This is a genomic window from Glycomyces tritici, assembly GCF_030403505.1.
Window position 1 is genome coordinate 108768 of the sequence record NZ_JAUEMJ010000010.1, and the last position, 16022, is coordinate 124789.

The 16022-nt window shown below is 71.1% G+C and carries 16 protein-coding genes; 8 read left to right on the forward strand and 8 right to left on the reverse strand.

The genetic code is table 11. The features are described 5' to 3' along the window. Nucleotides 1-325: 325 nt before the first annotated feature. Genes QWI33_RS24575 through QWI33_RS24595 form a run of 5 tightly spaced genes read right to left on the reverse strand, consistent with a single transcriptional unit; the run spans nucleotide 326 to nucleotide 5371 of the window. Complete coding sequence (locus QWI33_RS24575) at nucleotides 326-1267, reverse strand: N-acetylglucosamine kinase (protein ID WP_289957801.1); 942 nt, start codon at nucleotides 1265-1267, stop codon at nucleotides 326-328. Beyond that, nucleotides 1264-2217 carry a glycoside hydrolase family 113 gene (locus tag QWI33_RS24580; protein WP_289957800.1) on the reverse strand — a complete coding sequence of 318 codons (954 nt, stop codon included), beginning with the start codon at nucleotides 2215-2217 and terminating at the stop codon, nucleotides 1264-1266. The genes QWI33_RS24575 and QWI33_RS24580 overlap by 4 nt, the downstream gene beginning before the upstream one ends. Beyond that, a complete protein-coding gene (locus QWI33_RS24585) occupies nucleotides 2214-3071 on the reverse strand; it encodes a carbohydrate ABC transporter permease (protein WP_289957799.1) in 858 nt (285 codons plus the stop codon). Before QWI33_RS24585 ends, QWI33_RS24580 begins: the two co-directional genes overlap by 4 nt. Beyond that, nucleotides 3068-4042: a carbohydrate ABC transporter permease gene (locus QWI33_RS24590; protein WP_289957798.1), complete on the reverse strand. Its 975-nt coding sequence runs from the start codon at nucleotides 4040-4042 to the stop codon at nucleotides 3068-3070. The genes QWI33_RS24585 and QWI33_RS24590 overlap by 4 nt, the downstream gene beginning before the upstream one ends. Nucleotides 4043-4051: 9 nt before the next feature. After that, nucleotides 4052-5371: an ABC transporter substrate-binding protein gene (locus QWI33_RS24595; RefSeq protein WP_289957797.1), complete on the reverse strand. Its 1320-nt coding sequence runs from the start codon at nucleotides 5369-5371 to the stop codon at nucleotides 4052-4054. A 273-nt stretch (nucleotides 5372-5644) separates the two neighbouring features. Here QWI33_RS24595 and QWI33_RS24600 point away from each other — a divergent pair, with 273 nt between their 5' ends. Next, nucleotides 5645-6658, forward strand: a complete 1014-nt coding sequence (locus QWI33_RS24600; protein WP_289957796.1) for a LacI family DNA-binding transcriptional regulator — start codon at nucleotides 5645-5647, stop codon at nucleotides 6656-6658. A gap of 162 nt (nucleotides 6659-6820) precedes the next feature. On the opposite strand, the gene katG is transcribed toward QWI33_RS24600, so the two are convergent. Further along, nucleotides 6821-9034 carry a catalase/peroxidase HPI gene (gene katG / locus QWI33_RS24605; RefSeq protein ID WP_289957795.1) on the reverse strand — a complete coding sequence of 738 codons (2214 nt, stop codon included), beginning with the start codon at nucleotides 9032-9034 and terminating at the stop codon, nucleotides 6821-6823. Between the two features lie 241 nt (nucleotides 9035-9275). Here katG and QWI33_RS24610 point away from each other — a divergent pair, with 241 nt between their 5' ends. From QWI33_RS24610 to QWI33_RS24620, 3 genes are all read left to right on the forward strand, one after another. Beyond that, nucleotides 9276-9503 carry a hypothetical protein gene (locus tag QWI33_RS24610; protein WP_289957794.1) on the forward strand — a complete coding sequence of 76 codons (228 nt, stop codon included), beginning with the start codon at nucleotides 9276-9278 and terminating at the stop codon, nucleotides 9501-9503. A gap of 160 nt (nucleotides 9504-9663) precedes the next feature. Next, the gene (locus tag QWI33_RS24615; RefSeq protein WP_289957792.1) at nucleotides 9664-10371 is read left to right on the forward strand and encodes a response regulator transcription factor; all 708 of its coding nucleotides are present in this window, start codon (nucleotides 9664-9666) and stop codon (nucleotides 10369-10371) included. Beyond that, nucleotides 10368-11846: a sensor histidine kinase gene (locus QWI33_RS24620; protein WP_289957791.1), complete on the forward strand. Its 1479-nt coding sequence runs from the start codon at nucleotides 10368-10370 to the stop codon at nucleotides 11844-11846. Before QWI33_RS24615 ends, QWI33_RS24620 begins: the two co-directional genes overlap by 4 nt. Nucleotides 11847-11853: 7 nt before the next feature. On the opposite strand, the gene bcp is transcribed toward QWI33_RS24620, so the two are convergent. Then, nucleotides 11854-12327 (reverse strand): thioredoxin-dependent thiol peroxidase, encoded by a 474-nt coding sequence (gene bcp, locus QWI33_RS24625; protein ID WP_289957790.1) that lies wholly within the window; start codon nucleotides 12325-12327, stop codon nucleotides 11854-11856. A 255-nt stretch (nucleotides 12328-12582) separates the two neighbouring features. Here bcp and QWI33_RS24630 point away from each other — a divergent pair, with 255 nt between their 5' ends. The 4 genes from QWI33_RS24630 to QWI33_RS24645 are packed head-to-tail and all read left to right on the forward strand — an operon-like array spanning nucleotide 12583 to nucleotide 15138. Beyond that, on the forward strand, nucleotides 12583-13278 hold the full coding sequence (locus QWI33_RS24630) for an energy-coupling factor ABC transporter permease (protein ID WP_289957789.1): 696 nt from the start codon (nucleotides 12583-12585) through the stop codon (nucleotides 13276-13278). Next, entirely contained in the window at nucleotides 13275-13616 is a 342-nt protein-coding gene (locus QWI33_RS24635) for a PDGLE domain-containing protein (RefSeq protein ID WP_289957788.1), read from the forward strand. Before QWI33_RS24630 ends, QWI33_RS24635 begins: the two co-directional genes overlap by 4 nt. Then, nucleotides 13613-14374, forward strand: a complete 762-nt coding sequence (cbiQ, locus tag QWI33_RS24640; RefSeq protein ID WP_289957787.1) for a cobalt ECF transporter T component CbiQ — start codon at nucleotides 13613-13615, stop codon at nucleotides 14372-14374. The genes QWI33_RS24635 and cbiQ overlap by 4 nt, the downstream gene beginning before the upstream one ends. Next, nucleotides 14371-15138, forward strand: a complete 768-nt coding sequence (locus QWI33_RS24645; RefSeq protein ID WP_289957786.1) for an energy-coupling factor ABC transporter ATP-binding protein — start codon at nucleotides 14371-14373, stop codon at nucleotides 15136-15138. Before cbiQ ends, QWI33_RS24645 begins: the two co-directional genes overlap by 4 nt. Nucleotides 15139-15220: 82 nt before the next feature. Here the strand turns inward: QWI33_RS24645 and QWI33_RS24650 are convergent, their stop codons facing one another. After that, nucleotides 15221-15958: a DsbA family protein gene (locus QWI33_RS24650; RefSeq protein ID WP_289957785.1), complete on the reverse strand. Its 738-nt coding sequence runs from the start codon at nucleotides 15956-15958 to the stop codon at nucleotides 15221-15223. Between the last annotated feature and the right edge of the window lie 64 nt (nucleotides 15959-16022).

The window sequence follows — 16022 nt, forward strand, 5'->3', positions numbered from 1 at the left end:
TCGCGGTCCGGAGCGAGGGCGCCAGGCGTACCGGCTGCGCTGCGATGCCGGGCCGCGGGCACCAGCGCCGGCCGCACGGCTTTCGGCCGGAGGGGCCGGTATGCGGTGCTGCGGGCTGCGACCTGCAGCGTCGGCGTCAGGCGTACCGATCGCGCTGCGATGCCGGGCGTGCCGCCCGGTTCGCGCGGTGAACCGAGCGGTATGGCGGTCGGACCCCCGCCTCCCCGTTCCGGCTGCGCTGCAGAGCGAATGCGGCACTCAGGTCCGAGCCCCGCGCCGCCGAGGCCCCTTCGCTCCATCCCGTTCGGCATCGCCACCATGCTCCTCAGGCGTCGGCCTGCGGCACGCTCGCGGCGGCGATGCGTGCGGCGAGGGCGCTCGACTCGGCGACGTCCGGGAGCAGGCCCGCGCCGTCGAGCGGGTTCGATTCGCCCACGGCCACATCGGCTCCAGGGAGGCTCGCGCACACCTCGCGGGTGAACGCCTCGGCCAGCGCCGGGGCGGTGAAGACGCCGCCGATGCCCCGCACGCGCGGCCGTTCGGCGGCGTCTTCACCGGTGCGGCGCAGGCCCGCGAGGGCCGAGAGTGCGAGTTCGCGGCCCGCGGCGCCGAGGACGGCGGCGGCGACCGGATCGCCTTCGGCCGCAGCGGTGGTGACGGCGCGCGCGTACCCGGCGGTGCGGCGCACGCGGTCCGCGTCGGCCTGGAGTTCGAGGTACGCCCGCTCCAGGTCCGGGAAGTCGGCCCTGACCAGGTCGGTGAGTGCGGTGGCGTCGCCGCGGCCGTCGTGGGCGCGCATGACCGCGTCCAGGCCGGCCCGCCCGATCCAGTAGCCGCTGCCGGCGTCGCCGATGAGGTGGCCCCAGCCGTCGACGCGGGCGACCTCGGTGCGGCCCACCGCGAGTGTCACGACGCCGGTCCCGGCGGCGACCACGGCCCCGCGCCCGTCGCCGAGCGCGCCGAGGAACGCCGAGACCGAGTCGTGTGCGATGTGGACGGATCGCACGCCGCCGCGCCGGTACCGCTCGAGGAGCCCGGCCGCCTCGGCGTGCGCGGACTCCAGGCCCGAGACGCCGAGTGCGAGCCGCTCGAAGGCGTGGCCTTCGGCGACGGCCCGGTCGACCACGGCGGCGAGCTGCGGCAGGAGCGGGCCGTCGGTGCGGACGCCGGGGGCCGACCACTCGGTGGCGCGGTCCCCGTCCCGAAGGCGCACTTTGACACTGGTCTGCCCTGCGTCGATCGCCAGTGTCGCGGTCGCACCGTTCACCGGGCGGTCCTCTCGGTGTAGTGGCGGGCGATCACATCGGCCGCGGGCTTGGCGTAGGGGCAGTAGTCGTCGTTCGCGGCCGCTTCGTCCTCGGTGTAGAGACGCGGCGGCCAGTCCCAGAGCATGAACCCGCCGACCCACGGCCGGGCGTCGCACGCCGCGAACATGGCCTCGTAGTATCGCGCCTGCTCCTCGCCCGAAGGCGTCCCGGGCAGGGCCCAGTCGTTGGGCTTGTCGGGGGAGCCGGTGCGGGAGGGGCAGCCGGCCTCCATGAAGAAGAACGGCTTGCCCGCGGCGGCCACGGCCGGCTCGATGCGGTCGAGCTGGGCCTCCCAGCCGTCGATCGGGTAGTAGCCGGAGGAGGAGACCACATCGACGGCGTCCCACCAGGTGACGCGGTCCTCCTGGTACTTGTCGCAGTTGTAGGTGACGAGCCCGGAGTACACCTCGCGCACGTCGGCGATGAGCGCGCGCCACTCGGCCTCGCGGGCATCGGCGCGGACCATTTCGCATCCGACGCAGAGCATCTCGCAGGCCTCGGTTTCGGCGATGCGGGCCGCGTGCAGGATGAACTCCCGGTAGGACGCGAACCACTCGCCCCATGTCGGCTCGCCCGGCACGTCCTGGTCGAAGAAGCCGATGTGGGCGCGCCAGGTGCCGTCGCCGACGTTCACCACGGGCTTGAGGCAGACCTTGAGGCCGTGGGACTTCGCCTCGCGGATCGCCCACACCACCTCGTCGTCGCGGACCGTGGGCGCCTCGCGGAACGGCACCTCGGTCGATTGCGCGGTCTCCTGGACCGCGGCGTACGCGAGCGCGGTCCAGTTGGCGCCGATGCCGGTCATGGCGCGCATCGACTCGGCGGCCTCCGGGGCCGCCCAGGTCCCGCGCACGCCGGTCCAGCCCCAGGTCATACCCGCGACGTACGGGGCCAGAGGGTTCGCGGTCATTTCACGGCTCCCGAGGTGAGGCCCCTGTAGATCCACCGCTGGAGGAACAGGAACGCGATGAGGGTGGGGATGATGACGATGAGCGTCCCGGCCGAGATGACCTCCCACTGCGCGCCGAACGGCCCCTTGAAGCGGAACAGCGAGGTCGAGATCATGTCCTGCGAGGGCAGGTACAGGAACGGCGTGTAGAACTCGTTGTAGATCGCGATGCCCTTGATGATCACGACCGTGGCGATCGCCGGCCGCAGCAGCGGGAGCACGATCTTCCAGTAGATCGTCCACCGGTTCGCGCCGTCGATCATCGCGGCCTCGTCCAGGGACGGCGGGATGGCCTGCATGAACTGGATGAACAGGTAGATCGCGATGATGTCGGTGCCCATGAACAGCAGGATCAGGGCGGCCTTCGTGTCGTACAGCCCCATGCCGTTGATGACCTGGAACGTGGCGACCTGGCTCGTCACGCCCGGGACGAGCGTGGCGATGAGGAACAGGGCGAACACGAGCTTCTTGCCGCGGAACTCGAACCGGTCGAGGCCGTAGGCGGCCATGGTGCCGATGAAGATCGTGCCGGCGAGCGAGACGACGAGGACGATCCCGGTGTTGAGGATGCCTTCGAGCATCTTGCCGCTGTCGAAGGCGGTCACGAAGTTCGACAGGTTGAACCAGTTCGACGGCGGCGTCAGCGCACCGGTCGAGCCGTACTCCTCCGAGGTCTTCAGGCTCGCGAACAGCACGGTGACGAGCGGCAGGAGCGTGCACGCCGCGGCGATGACCAGGCTGAGGTACTTCGCGGTGCCGACGGTGGCCTTCTGCGCCTTCACGCCCGGCCGCGGGACATTGTGGATGGTGGTCATGTCAGGTCCACCTTCTCGTCGGGGAAGAGCTTGCGCTGCACGAAGGTCACCACGAGGACGATCGCGAGCAGGACGACGGCCATCGCGGAGGCGGTGCCCACCTGGCGGTGGGTGAACGCGGTCTGGATGGTCTGGATGACGAACGTGGAGGTGCCGTTCGCGCCGCCGGTCATGATGAACGGGATCTCGAAGACGCTGAGCGAGCCCGCGATCGAGAGCACGAAGCACAGGCCGATGATCCGGCGGATGCCCGGCAGGATGATCGCCCAGAACTGCTGCCACTTGTTGGCGCCGTCGAGCTCGGCCGCCTCGTAGATGTCGCTCGGGATCGACTGGATCGCACCGAGGAACAGCACGAAGTTCATGCCCATGTACCGCCACACGCTGGTGCCGGCGAGGGACCAGTTCGCGATCTCGGGGTCGCCGATCCACTGCGGCGGGTCGGTGAGGCCGAACCACGACAGGACCGTGTCGAGCGTCCCGTCCGGCTGGAACAGGTACAGGAACACGAACCCGATGGCGACGCCGTTGATGAGGTAGGGGAAGAACAGCACGCCGCGGAAGAAGTTCCTGAACTTCGTGTTGAAGCTCAGGATCGTCGCGAAGTACAGGGCCAGCCCGATCTGGAGGAACGAGGCCCCGAAGTAGTAGAGGCTGACGTAGAAGACCTCGAAGATGCGCGGGTCGGTGAAGACCTGCACGTAGTTCTCGAAGCCCACGTAGTTCAGGTCCTGGTCGAGGCCGTCCCAGTCGGTGACGCTGAAGTACAGCAGGTTCGCCGCGGGCCAGTACGTGAGCAGGATCAGCAGCGCCACGGCCGCCGCGATGAACAGGTACGGGGTGAGCTGGCGCCGCGTCTGCCTCCAGGTCCGCCGCCGGGCGGCCCCGGAGGGCCGCGCGGGGCGGCCCTCCGGGTGGAGGCGGTCGGCGCTGGTTTCCGCCGAGGCGGCACCGGTTGCGTTGATCGCCATGGGGTTTCCTTAGCCCGCGACCCGTTCGACCGACTCGCCCCAGCGGGCGTTCAGGTCGGCGAAGACGCTCTCCTTGTCGCCGTCGGCGGCGCCGCGGGCGACGTCGACGAGCTCCTGGCGGTAGATGTTGCCGAACAGGTCGACCTGCGAGTCGCTGGAGACCTCGTTGAGCAGGCCCTCCTCACCGGCGGGGGCGGCGTTCATCTCCATGAGCTGGACGCCGTTCTCCTCGAGGCCGGCCAGGTTCTCGGGCAGCGGGTCGGCCTTCACGGTGGAGATCATGGCCTCGTTCTCGGCGAAGCCCGACTCCTCGATGAACCACTGGATCCAGGCCCAGGCCGCGGCCTTGGACTCGGAGTGGCGGCTGACGGCGAGGTTGTAGTCGCCGCCGATGACCGCGTGCTGGGTGCCGTCGACGTTCGAGGGGAACGCCATGTAGCCGATGTCGTCGGCGGAGGCGCCGTTGGCCTCGGCGGCGGCCTGCATCTGCGAGATCGCCCAGGAGCCGAGGGTCATCGTGCCGATCTTGCCGGTCGCGATGTCGATCTTGGACTGCTCCCAGTTCGTGGTCAGCGGGTCCTCTTCGGTCAGGCCCGCGGCGACGGCGTCGTAGAGCAGGCCGTCGATCGCGTACATGTCCTTGCCCTCGGTCCAGGGCGCGGTGTCCTTCGCCATCTCGCTGGAGGCGTCGGGGTTGGCGGTGACGCCGCCGAGGTTCCCGAAGGACTGGCCGAGGGGCCAGCCGTCCTTGTAGTTGGTGTACATCGGGATGGCGTCGGTGTTGTCCTTGACCTGCTGCAGCGCGGCGATGAACGCCTCAGGGGTGGTGGGCAGCTCGGTGATCCCGGCCTGCTCGAAGACGCGCTTGTTGTAGAGGACGCCGTTCGCGTTGCCGCCGATGGCGAGCCCGTACTGGGTCCCGTCGTAGGAGGCGCCGTTGAGGAACCGGTGGGTCTCCTCGAACTCGGCCTTCTCGCCGAGCGGCTCGAGGAACTGCTCGAACTGGTCGGGCTGGATCGCGGCCGGGATGCCGATGACGTCGCCGTAGTTGTCGCTGCTGAGGCGGGTGGTCATCTCGCCGGCGTAGTCGGTGATGCCTTCGACTTCGACCGAGACGTCCGGGTACTGCTCCTCGAACGCCGCGATGTACTCGTCGAACTTGCCGTTCTCGACGAGGTCGGTGCGCCAGGTGATGATCTTGAGGTCACCCTTCACCTCGCCGTCGATCGTGTTTGAGGGGTCGTTGTCGGCGGCGCCGCCGGTGCAACCGCTCAGAGCGATCGCGGCGGCGGCGAAGGTCGCGACACCGGCCAATGCCTTCTTTGTCATGAGGGACTCCTTGTCGGGTTCTTCATTGAACTGCTCCGCGCGGCCGTTCAAGCGGAGCTCCCGAAAGCCTAGGTTCTGAACCGGTTAATCGCAAGTTCATGTCAACGCTGTCTTGTTATCGATCGGTGACCTGGGTGACCTCTATCCCAGCGTTGAGCTGGTGATTCATTTCAGTCGGGCGGCAATGATTTCGTCGAAACTTGTTCGACTGTCCGACGATGGACATCGCTGAACTTGACCGGGTAAGCTCAACTTTCAGGGGAGGAGGCCGGTATGGCGGTGCAGCAGCGAGCGACGGTCGAGGACGTCGCGAGGCTCGCGGGGGTCAGCTCGAAGACCGTGTCGCGGGTGTTCGGGAACCGGGACCTCGTCGCCCCCGCGACGGTGGAGCGGGTCCTCGACGCCGCCAAGCGGCTGCGGTTCCGGCCGAACTCGCTGGCGCGGACCCTGCGCCGCGGCGGCGGCACCGACACCATCGGCTTCGTCATGGGCGAGCTCGGCAACCCGTTCTACTACGGGATCGCCTCCGGGATCGAGCAGGAGGCCTCGCGCAACGGGAACGCGCTCGTCGTCGCCACCACAGGGGACACCCCGGACGGCGAGGAGCGGGTGGTCGACGCCCTGCTCGCGCAGCGGGTCGGCGCGCTCCTGCTGGTGCCAGTCGCCGCCGACCAGTCCTACCTCGAAGGGGAGCGGCACCTGGGGACGCCGGTGATCGCCATCGACCGGCCCGCCCGCAACCTGGTGGCCGACGCGATCGTGCTCGCCAACCGCAGCGGGGTCTTCGACGCGGCCTCGCGGCTGCTCGCCCGGGGCCACCGCCGGATCGGCTACGTGTGCAACCCGGCCGCGGTCCGGGCTCAGGCCGAGCGGGTGCAGGGGTACCGGGAGGCCATGGCCGCGTACGGCATCGGCGGCACCGAGCGCTGGGAGCGGCTCGTGGACGACCCGCGCGCCGCACCGGAGCGGATCGTGGCGGACCTGCTCTGCGGCGAGGACCCGCCGACCGCGCTCATCACCGGGAACAACCGGATGACGATCGGCGCGCTGCGCGCCATGCGCGGCCTCGGTGAGGACGTGCCCGCCCTCATCGGCTTCGACGACTTCGACACCGCGGACGTGCTCGGGGTCAGCGTCGTCTCCCACGACCCGGTCGAACTCGGCCGCCGCGCGGCCCGGCTCGCGATCGAGCGCATCGGCGACCCGCTCGGGTTCACCAGGCGCATCGAACTGCCGACCCGCTTCATCGAGCGGGGTTCGGGGGAGCGCCCGCCGCGGGGCGCTTGAGCCCGGCACGAGCCGCCGGTCGTCCGGGCCCGCCTGACGTCCGCAAGACGGATCGTTCCGCTCGACGCCTTCGTCCGTCCGGGACGCGCTCCGACCGGCCCGGCCGCCCCGAACGCAGGCGGCCCCCGGCGGGTCGCCGGGGGCCGCTGCACGCGCTGCGCGTCAGCGCAGGTCGAAGCGGTCCAGGTCCATCACCTTCGCCCAGGCGGCGACGAAGTCGCGGACGAAGTGCTCCTCGGCGTCGTCGGCCGCGTACACCTCGGCGACGGCCCGGAGCTCCGCGTTGGAGCCGAACACGAGGTCCACGCGGGACCCGGTCCATCGCACCGCGCCGGTGGCGCGGTCGCGGCCCTCGTACGTCTGCGAGTCGTGCCCCGCAGGCTCCCAGTCGATGTCGAGCGAGAGCAGGTTCCGGTAGTAGTCGTTCTGGAGCGTCCCGGGCCGGTCGGTGAGGACGCCGACGGGCGAGTCCTCGACGTTCGCGCCCAGCACGCGCAGGCCGCCGATGAGGACGGTCATCTCAGGGACCGTGAGCCCCAGCAGGTTCGACCGGTCGACCAGCAGGTACTCGGCGGGGAGCGGGTGGTCCTTGCCGAGGTAGTTGCGGAAGCCGTCCGCGGTGGGCTCCAGCGGCGCGAACGAATCCACGTCGGTCTGCTCCTGCGACGCGTCGACCCGGCCGGGCGAGAACGGCACCTCGACCTGGTGCCCGGCGAGCTGCGCGGCGCGCTCGACCGCCGCCGAGCCGCCCAGGACGATCAGGTCCGCGAGCGAGACGCCCTTGCCGCCGCCACCGCCGTTGAACGCCTCCTGCACCCCTTGGAGCGCGCGGAGCACCGCGGCCAGCGACCCGGGTTCGTTGACCTCCCAGTCCTTCTGCGGCTCGAGCCGGATGCGGGCGCCGTTCGCGCCGCCGCGCTTGTCGCTGCCGCGGAACGTGGACGCCGACGCCCAGGCGGCGGCCACGAACTGCCGCAGGCTCGGGCCCGACCCGAGGATGCGCTCCTTGAGCTGCGCGATGTCGTCGGCGTCGATCGGCTCCCATGACGGAGCGGGCAGCGGGTCCTGCCACAGGAGCTGCTCGGCGGGGACCTCCGGGCCCCGGTAGCGAATGATCGGCCCCAGGTCGCGGTGGGTGAGTTTGAACCACGCGCGCGCGAACGCGTCCGCGAGCTCGTCCGGGTGCTCCAGGAAGCGCCGCGAGATCGCCTCGTACACCGGGTCGAACCGCAGCGAGAGGTCGGTGGTGAGCATCGTCGGCGCGTGGCGCTTGGCCGGGTCGTGCGCGTCCGGGACGGTGCCCTCGCCCGCGCCGTCCTTCGGCCGCCACTGGTGCGCGCCGGCAGGGCTCTGCACCAGCTCCCACTCGTAGCCGAACAGGATCTCCAGGAAGCTGTTGTCCCAGGTGATCGGGGTGTTGGTCCAGATCCCCTCGAGACCGCTGGTGATCGTGTCGTTGCCTTTGCCGGTGCCGTGCGAGTTGGCCCAGCCCAGGCCCTGCGCCTCGAGCGGCGCGGCCTCGGGCTCGGGGCCGAGGTGCTCTTCGGGAGCGGCGCCGTGGGTCTTGCCGAACGTGTGGCCGCCGACGATGAGCGCGACGGTCTCCTCGTCGTTCATCGCCATGCGCCGGAACGTCTCGCGGATGTCGCCGGCCGACTCGACCGGGTCGGGATTGCCGCCCGTGCCCTGCGGGTTCACGTAGATGAGGCCCATCTGGGCCGCGGCGAACGCGTCCTCGATCTGCCGGTCCTCGCCGCGGCGCTGGTCGTCGAGCCAGTCGGATTCGGGACCCCAGTAGATGTCCTCGTCGGCCTCCCACGCGTCGACCCGGCCGCCGCCGAACCCGAAGGTCCGCAGGCCCATCGACTCCAGGGCCACGTTCCCGGTGAGGATGAGCAGGTCGGCCCAGGAGAGGCTGCGGCCGTACTTCTGCTTGACCGGCCACAGGAGCCGCCTGGCCTTGTCGAGGCTGATGTTGTCCGGCCAGCTGTTGAGCGGCGCGAACCGCTGCTGGCTGGTACCGGCGCCACCGCGCCCGTCGCTGATGCGGTAGGTGCCGGCGCTGTGCCAGGCCATGCGGATGAACAGCGGGCCGTAGTGCCCGAAGTCCGCCGGCCACCAGTCCTTGGAGTCGGTCATGACCGCTTCGATGTCGCGCTTGACCGCGGGGAGGTCGAGGGACTCGAACGCCGCGCCGTAGTCGAAGTCGGTGCCGAACGGGTCGCGCACGGACGGGTTCTTCGCGAGGAGCTTGAGGTTGAGCCGGTCGGGCCACCAGCCCCGATTGCCGCCGCCTTGGACGGGGAGGAGGGCGCGGCTGTGCTGCACGGGACAGCCGCCGGTCTCCTGGTCGTTCGCTTCTTGCTTGGCAGACATGGGAATCCTTCCGCATGGACGCGTCGGGGAGCCCAGTGCTCGGTTGAGGGAGCCCCCCATGAGGTCATACCATCACAATGCCTACTTAAGCCTGAAATCGCCCCACGGATACCGGCCGATTCGAGCCCTGGAACCGGAGAACCCGTTCGGGGGCAAATCGGACATCGATCGTTGCAGTCGCGTCCGGTCCGGTTCACCTCCGGTTCGCCTCCAGGACGCCTGCGGCATGGACGGTCATGGCATGAACGCCGCTGACAACGCCGACCTCGCACGCGTCGCCGCCCTCGCCCTCGCGGTCCAGCGGGCGGGCCTGCTGCCGCAGGAGGAGCAGGCCGCGCTCCTCGACCGGTACCGGCGCCTGCGCGACCACGTGCTGCGCACCGGCACGGCCGAGACCGTCCAGCGGCTCCTGGAGTTCGACGAGGCCGCCGGGCCCCGACCGCCGGTGCTCACCCGGCTGCGCTCATGAAACCGCGCCCATGAAACCGCGCTCATAAGCGCCGATACGACGGCGCTCATAGATCCGCGCCCACGAGGGCGCGACTCTTACCGTTCTTTGAGCTGGCTCCCAGCGCCGCTGCGGTCCGCCTCGGTAGACATGGCCGGTACGCAGCGCCGAAGGAGTCCAGGTGACCGAAGCGACCGAGCCCAAAGACCGCGTCCTCGTCGTCGACGACGAGGAGAACATCGGCGCGCTCCTGTCCGCCACCCTCCGCCTCACCGGCTTCGAGGTCGACGTCGCCCGCGACGCCGCCGAGGCCCTCCGGGCCGCCGACCGGTTCGAGCCCGACCTCGTGATCCTCGACGTCATGCTCCCGGACATGGACGGCTTCGAGGTCGCCCGCCGCCTGCGCGCCGCCCGCGACCTGCCCGTCCTCTTCCTCACCGCCCGCGATGCGGTGCGCGACCGCGTCACCGGCCTCACCGTCGGCGGCGACGACTACGTGACCAAGCCCTTCGACCTCGAAGAGGTCGTCCTCCGGGTCCAGGCCGTCCTGCGCCGCGCCAAGGCCCCCGCCCCGCCCGATGACCACGTGCTCCGCTACGCCGACCTCGAACTCGACGAAGCAGTCCACGAGGTCCGCCGCGGCGGCCGGCCCGTCGAGCTCTCGCCCACCGAGTTCAAGCTCCTGCGCTACCTCATGCTCAACGCCGGCAAGGTCGTGAGCAAGTCCCAGATCCTCGACCGGGTCTGGAACTACGACTTCGGCGGCAACGGCCGCATCGTCGAGTCCTACGTCTACTACCTGCGCAAGAAGATCGACCAGGTCGAACCCGCGCTCATCCAGACCGTGCGCGGCTTCGGCTACGCCCTCAGGGAACCGCGGTCGAAGTGAAGCAGCCCCGGCGCTGGCGGCACTGGACCGTCCGCTCCCGCATGGCGTTCACCATCGTGACGCTGTGCGCGCTGGCGCTGGCCGCGGCGGTCCTGGCCGCCACGCTCCTGCTGCAGAACGTGCTCACCGACCGGATCGACTCGCAGCTGCGGACCGCCGCGACGGCGATGCGCGACGAGGCGCCGCCGACCGGGCAGGACGACGGGTTCGAGCCGCCGGGGCCGCAGCCGGGGATGCCGGACGCGCCGCGGGTCTACGTCTACGACGCGGACGGCTCGCTGGTCCACGCGTTCGGTGTCGACGACGCCGCCGCGCTCACCGGCCTGGGCGGCCTCGCCGCGAGCACCGGCGAGGCGACCACGGTCGAGGACGTGGACGGGAACTCCTGGCGCGTCCTCGTCGAAGAAGGCGACGCGGCGGGCACGTACGTGGTCTACGCCCTGTCCTCGGAGTACATCAGCGCGGCCACGGAGTCGCTGCTGCTCATCGGCGGCGGCGTGACGCTCGCGATCCTGCTGCTGCTCGCCGTGAGCGCGTTCTGGGTCGCGCGGCTGGGCCTGCGCCCGCTCGACCGGATGCAGGCGACCGCGGACGCGATCGCCGAAGGCCGCCTCGATGCGCGCGTCACCGACACCGACCCGCACACCGAGACCGGGCGGCTCGGCGCGGCGCTCAACACGATGCTCGCCCGCATCCAGGCGGCGCTCGACGCCAGCGCCGCCTCCGAGGCGCGCCTGCGGCAGTTCCTCGCGGACGCCTCGCATGAACTGCGGACCCCGCTGACCTCGATCAAGGGGTTCGCGCAGCTGTACCGGCGCGGCGGGGTGCCGCCGGGGCCGGTGCTGGACGAGACGATCGGGCGGATCGAGGCCGAGTCCAAGCGGATGGGGCTGCTGCTGGACGACCTGATGCTGCTCGCGTCCCTGGACCGGCGGCGGCCGCTGAGCCGCGGGCCGGTCGACCTGCTCGGCGTCGCCGCGGACGCGGTCGGGGACGCGCACCTGCGCGAACCGGGCCGGTTCATCGCGCTCGAATCCCTGCACGGCTCCGACGACGACCTGCTCGAAGCGGTCGACGTCATGGGGGACGAGCCGCGGCTGCGCCAGGTCCTGACGAACCTCGTGGCCAACGCGCTGCGGCACACCCCGTCCGACGCGCGGATCACCGTGCGCCTGGGCTGGAGCGCGGACCTCGAAGGGCCGCGGTGCCTCGCGCAGGTCGGCGAGGTCCCGGCGCTGCCGGCGGCCGTGGTCGAGGTGGCGGACACCGGGCCGGGGGTCGCGCCCGAGCACGCCGCAGGGGTGTTCGAGCGGCTGTACCGGGTCGACCAGGGCCGCACCCGCGGCGCCGAAGGCGGCTCAGGGCTGGGTCTGTCGATCGTCGCGGCCATCGTGGCCGGTCACGGCGGCTGCGTGCGCCTGTGCGAGACGCCCGGCGGCGGAGCGACGTTCCGAGTGGTCCTGCCGCGGAGCTGACCCGGGTCTACTCGGGGAGGCCGAGCTGCTTCTTCAGGCGCGCGACGTGGCCGGTGGCCTTCACGTTGTACTGCGCGAGCTCGATGTCGCCGTGCTCGTCGATGACGAACGTGGAGCGGACGACGCCGACGATCGTGCGGCCGTAGTTCTTCTTCTCGCCCCACGCGCCGTACTCCTCGAGCACCTTGTGCTCGGGGTCGGACAGGAGCGGGAAGGTCAGGCCGTCGCGCTCGACGAACTTGGCCAGGGCCTCCGGGGCGTCGGGGGAGATCCCGAGCACCGCGTAGCCGGCGTCCTGCAGACCGGTGAGGCTGTCGCGGAAGTCGCAGGCCTCCTTGGTGCAGCCGGGCGTCATGGCCTTCGGATATGCGAACAGGATCACCTTGCGGCCCTGGAGGCTCGACAAGGTCACAGGGTCGCCGGTGTCGGTGGTCAGCGTGAAGTCAGGCGCCGTCTCACCAGGCTGAAGTCGTACGTTCACAGGTCGCAACCCTACCGGTCGTCCCTGACAATCGCCTGGGAGCACGCTTGACGGTCCCTGTCCGGCGGCGGGCGGCTTCCCGACACTTCCCGGTCCGGGTTGACGACGAGAGAGCGGCTATTGCAAAATAATTGCAATAGCCTCACCGTGGGCTGTTGATTCCGCGCGTGGGCGCCTTGCATCCGGCAGGGCGGCCGCCACCACCGCCCCGGCCCGCCCCAGGCCCCCACAACCAGTCGAAAGGCGGCACTGCCCGTGTCAGACCTGGCGCTGCACATCCCGACGGACGTCGTCAACGGACCGACCTCCCTCGCCTTCGCCCTCCTCGCCGCCATCGCCGTCGGCCTCTGCGTCGTGATGGCCCGCAGGCACCTCGACGAGCGGCTCGTGCCGCTCGCGGGCCTCGCCACGGCGTTCATCTTCGCCGCGCAGATGCTCAACTTCCCCGTCGCCGCCGGCGTCTCCGGCCACCTCCTCGGCGGCGCGCTCGCCGCCGCGCTCCTCGGGCCCTGGCTCGGGGCGCTCTGCGTCACCGTCGTCATCGTCATCCAGGCGCTCCTGTTCGCCGACGGCGCCGTCACGGCCCTCGGCCTCAACGTCGTGAACATGGCCGTCATCGCCAGTTTCACCGGCTACGCCGTGATCGTCCTCGCGCTCAAGGTCCTCCCGCGCACCCGCTGGGGCCTGGGCGCCGCGGTCTTCGCCGCGGCCCTCGTCAGCGTCGTCGCCGCCTCGGCCGGGTTCGTGCTCCAGTTCTGGCTCGGCGGCGAGGAGGTCGGCCAGTCCTTCGGGGCCATGGCCGCCGCGATCCTCGGCACCCACGTCCTCGTCGGCATCGGCGAAGGCGTCATCACCGCCGGCGCCGTCACCGCGGTAGCCGCCGCCCGCCCCGACCTCGTCCACGCCCTGCGCGGCACCCGCCTCGCCCAGGCCCCCAAGGAGACGGTGTGAAGACCAAGCGCTTCTGGACCACCGGCGTCGTCGTCACGCTGGTCCTCGCCGGGTTCGTGTCCCTGTTCGCCTCCGCCTCGCCCGACGGACTCGAATCGGTGCTCCTCACCGGCTGCGACACCGCCGAAGGGGAGATCACCGGCGGCGCCTGCGTCCTCCAGGCCGCGGGCGACCACGAGATCGGCGGGGCCTTCGCCGACTACGGCATGTCCTTCCTCGGCAACGAGATCCTCGGCGCCTCGCTCGCCGGGATCCTCGGCGTCGTCCTCACCCTGGTCGTCGCCACCGGCCTCTTCTGGCTCCTCGCACGCGGCAAGCAGACCCAGGGCGAAGCGTGAGCCCGGTCGACGGGCTCTACCGGCCGGGGGACTCACCGGTCCACCGGCTCCGGCCGCAGGTGAAGATCGTCGCGCTCGCGGCCTTCACCTGCGCCATCGCCGCCACCCCGCGAGAGGCGGTGTGGGCCTTCGGGATCTACGCCGCGCTCCTGGCCGCCCTGTTCACGCTCGCCCGTGTGCCCCTGACCTGGCTGCTCTCCCGCAGCCTCATCGAATCACCGTTCCTGGTGCTGGCCTTGGCGTTCCCGTTCATGATCGACGGCCCCGCCGTCCAGCTCGGCTTCCTCCAGGTCTCCGAACCGGGCCTGTGGGCCGGATGGAACCTCCTCGCCAAAGCCACCCTCGGCGTCTGGGCCGCCCTCCTGCTCTCGGCCACCACGCCGATTGCCGGAGTCCTCGCCGGACTCTCCCGGCTGCGCTGCCCCGAGATCCTCCTCCAGATCACCGCGTTCGCCATCCGCTACGCCCACCTCACCGTCGCCGAGGTGACCCAGATGCGCCTGGCCCGCCTCGCCCGCTGCGACGACCCGCGCTTCCTCTGGCAGGCCGGCGCGCTCGCCCGCAGCCTCGGCGTGGTCTTCATCCGCTCCTTCGAACGCGGCGAACGCGTCTGGCAGGCCATGGCCGCCCGCGGCTACACCGGCCGCCTCCCGCTCGAAGTCGGCCCCGCCCCCGCCGGCGCCCTCCAATGGTCGGCCGCACTCGCCGTCCCCGCGCTCGCCGCCGCCGTCGCGACCTGGACGGCGGTCCTCGCATGAGCGCCGATACGACTCCAGCCCTGCGCATCCGGGCCCTCGAGCACGTCTACCCGGACGGCCACCGCGCCCTCGACGGCGTCTTCCTCGACGTGCGCACCGGCGAACGCGTCGCCATCCTCGGCCCCAACGGCGCCGGGAAGACCACGCTCATGCTCCACCTCGCCGGGCTCCTCACCGCCACCGCCGGGGACGTGTCGGTCGCGGGCGTCACCGTGGCGAGGAAGACCCTCACCGAGATCCGCCGCCGCGTCGGCATCGTCTTCCAGAGCCCGGACGACCAGCTGTTCATGCCCACCGTCGCCGACGACGTGGGCTTCGGCCCCGCCAACCTCGGCCTGCGCGGGCCCGAACTCGCCGCCCGCGTCGCCGCCGCCCTCGCCGAAGTGGGCCTGGCAGACCTCGCCGACCGCCCCCCGCACCACCTCTCGGTCGGCCAGCAGCGCCGCGCCGCACTCGCCGGGGTCCTCGCGATGCGCCCCGACATCGTGGTCTGCGACGAGCCGAGCGCCAACCTCGACCCGGCCGCCCGCCGCGACCTCGCCCGCATCCTCCAGTCCACCGCGCCCACACTGCTGCTGGTCACCCACGACCTGCCGTACGCCCTGCAGTTGTGCGAACGCTCGGTCATCCTCGACGCGGGCCGCGTCGCCGCCGACGGCCCCACCGCCGAGATCCTCGCCGACACCGCACTGCTGCAACGGCACCGGCTCGAACTCCCCTTCGGCTTCTCCCTGGAGACGGCACTGGCGGCGATGCGGGCGTAACGCCCGGGCACACGTCCCGCCGGCGCCGAACGAAAGGGGCGCGGCCGTGAGAACGGCCGCGCCCCTTGCAAAACGTGTCGGATCAGCTCGCGTCGATGGCGGCCTGGACCTCGTCGGCGAACGCCGAGTTCTCGACCAGTTCGCCGTTCACCTTCGCGGTCGGCGTACCGGAGACGCCCTGCTCGCCCGTCGCGCTGGCGTTGCCCTCCTTGACCCAGCCCCGGTACTTCTCGTCCTCCACACAGGACTTCCAGTCGGCGCCGAGGCCGACGTCGTCCGTGCCGATCGCGATGAGCTCCGCGTCGCTCAGGCCCGAGGTGTTCTCGGCGGGCTGGTTCGCGTACAGCGCCAGCGTGTAGTCGAGGAACTGCTGCTCGCCTACATCGGCGGCGCACACGGCGGCCGCGGCCGCGCGGCTGGAGTACTCGGTGCCCGCGCTCAGGCGGTCGAGGATCGCGAGCGGGTGGTAGTTCACGGTGACCGAGCCGTCGTCCACCCAGGACTGGATCTGCTCGGCGTACGCGGACTCGAACTGGTTGCAGGCCGGGCACATGTAGTCGATGTAGAGGTCGACCTGGACCGGCCCGTCGCCGATCTGCACGCCGAACGTGTCGGTGACCTGCGCGGCCGGATCCTGGACCTCGTACTCAGGCTCGCGGTTCATCCAGATGCCCCAGGCGAGGAGCCCTCCGATCAGCACGACGGCGGCGCCGATCGCCACTCCGAACACGATCTTCCGGCGCCGCGCCTCCGCGGCCTGCTGCCTGCGCAGCGCCTCGGCGGCCTGGCGGCGGTCGGTATTCCGGTTCGACTTCCCCATGTGCCTCGCTCAGCCTTTCTGCGGTCCAACTCTCGATTCACGAAGCGGATTCGAGTACGCTCAG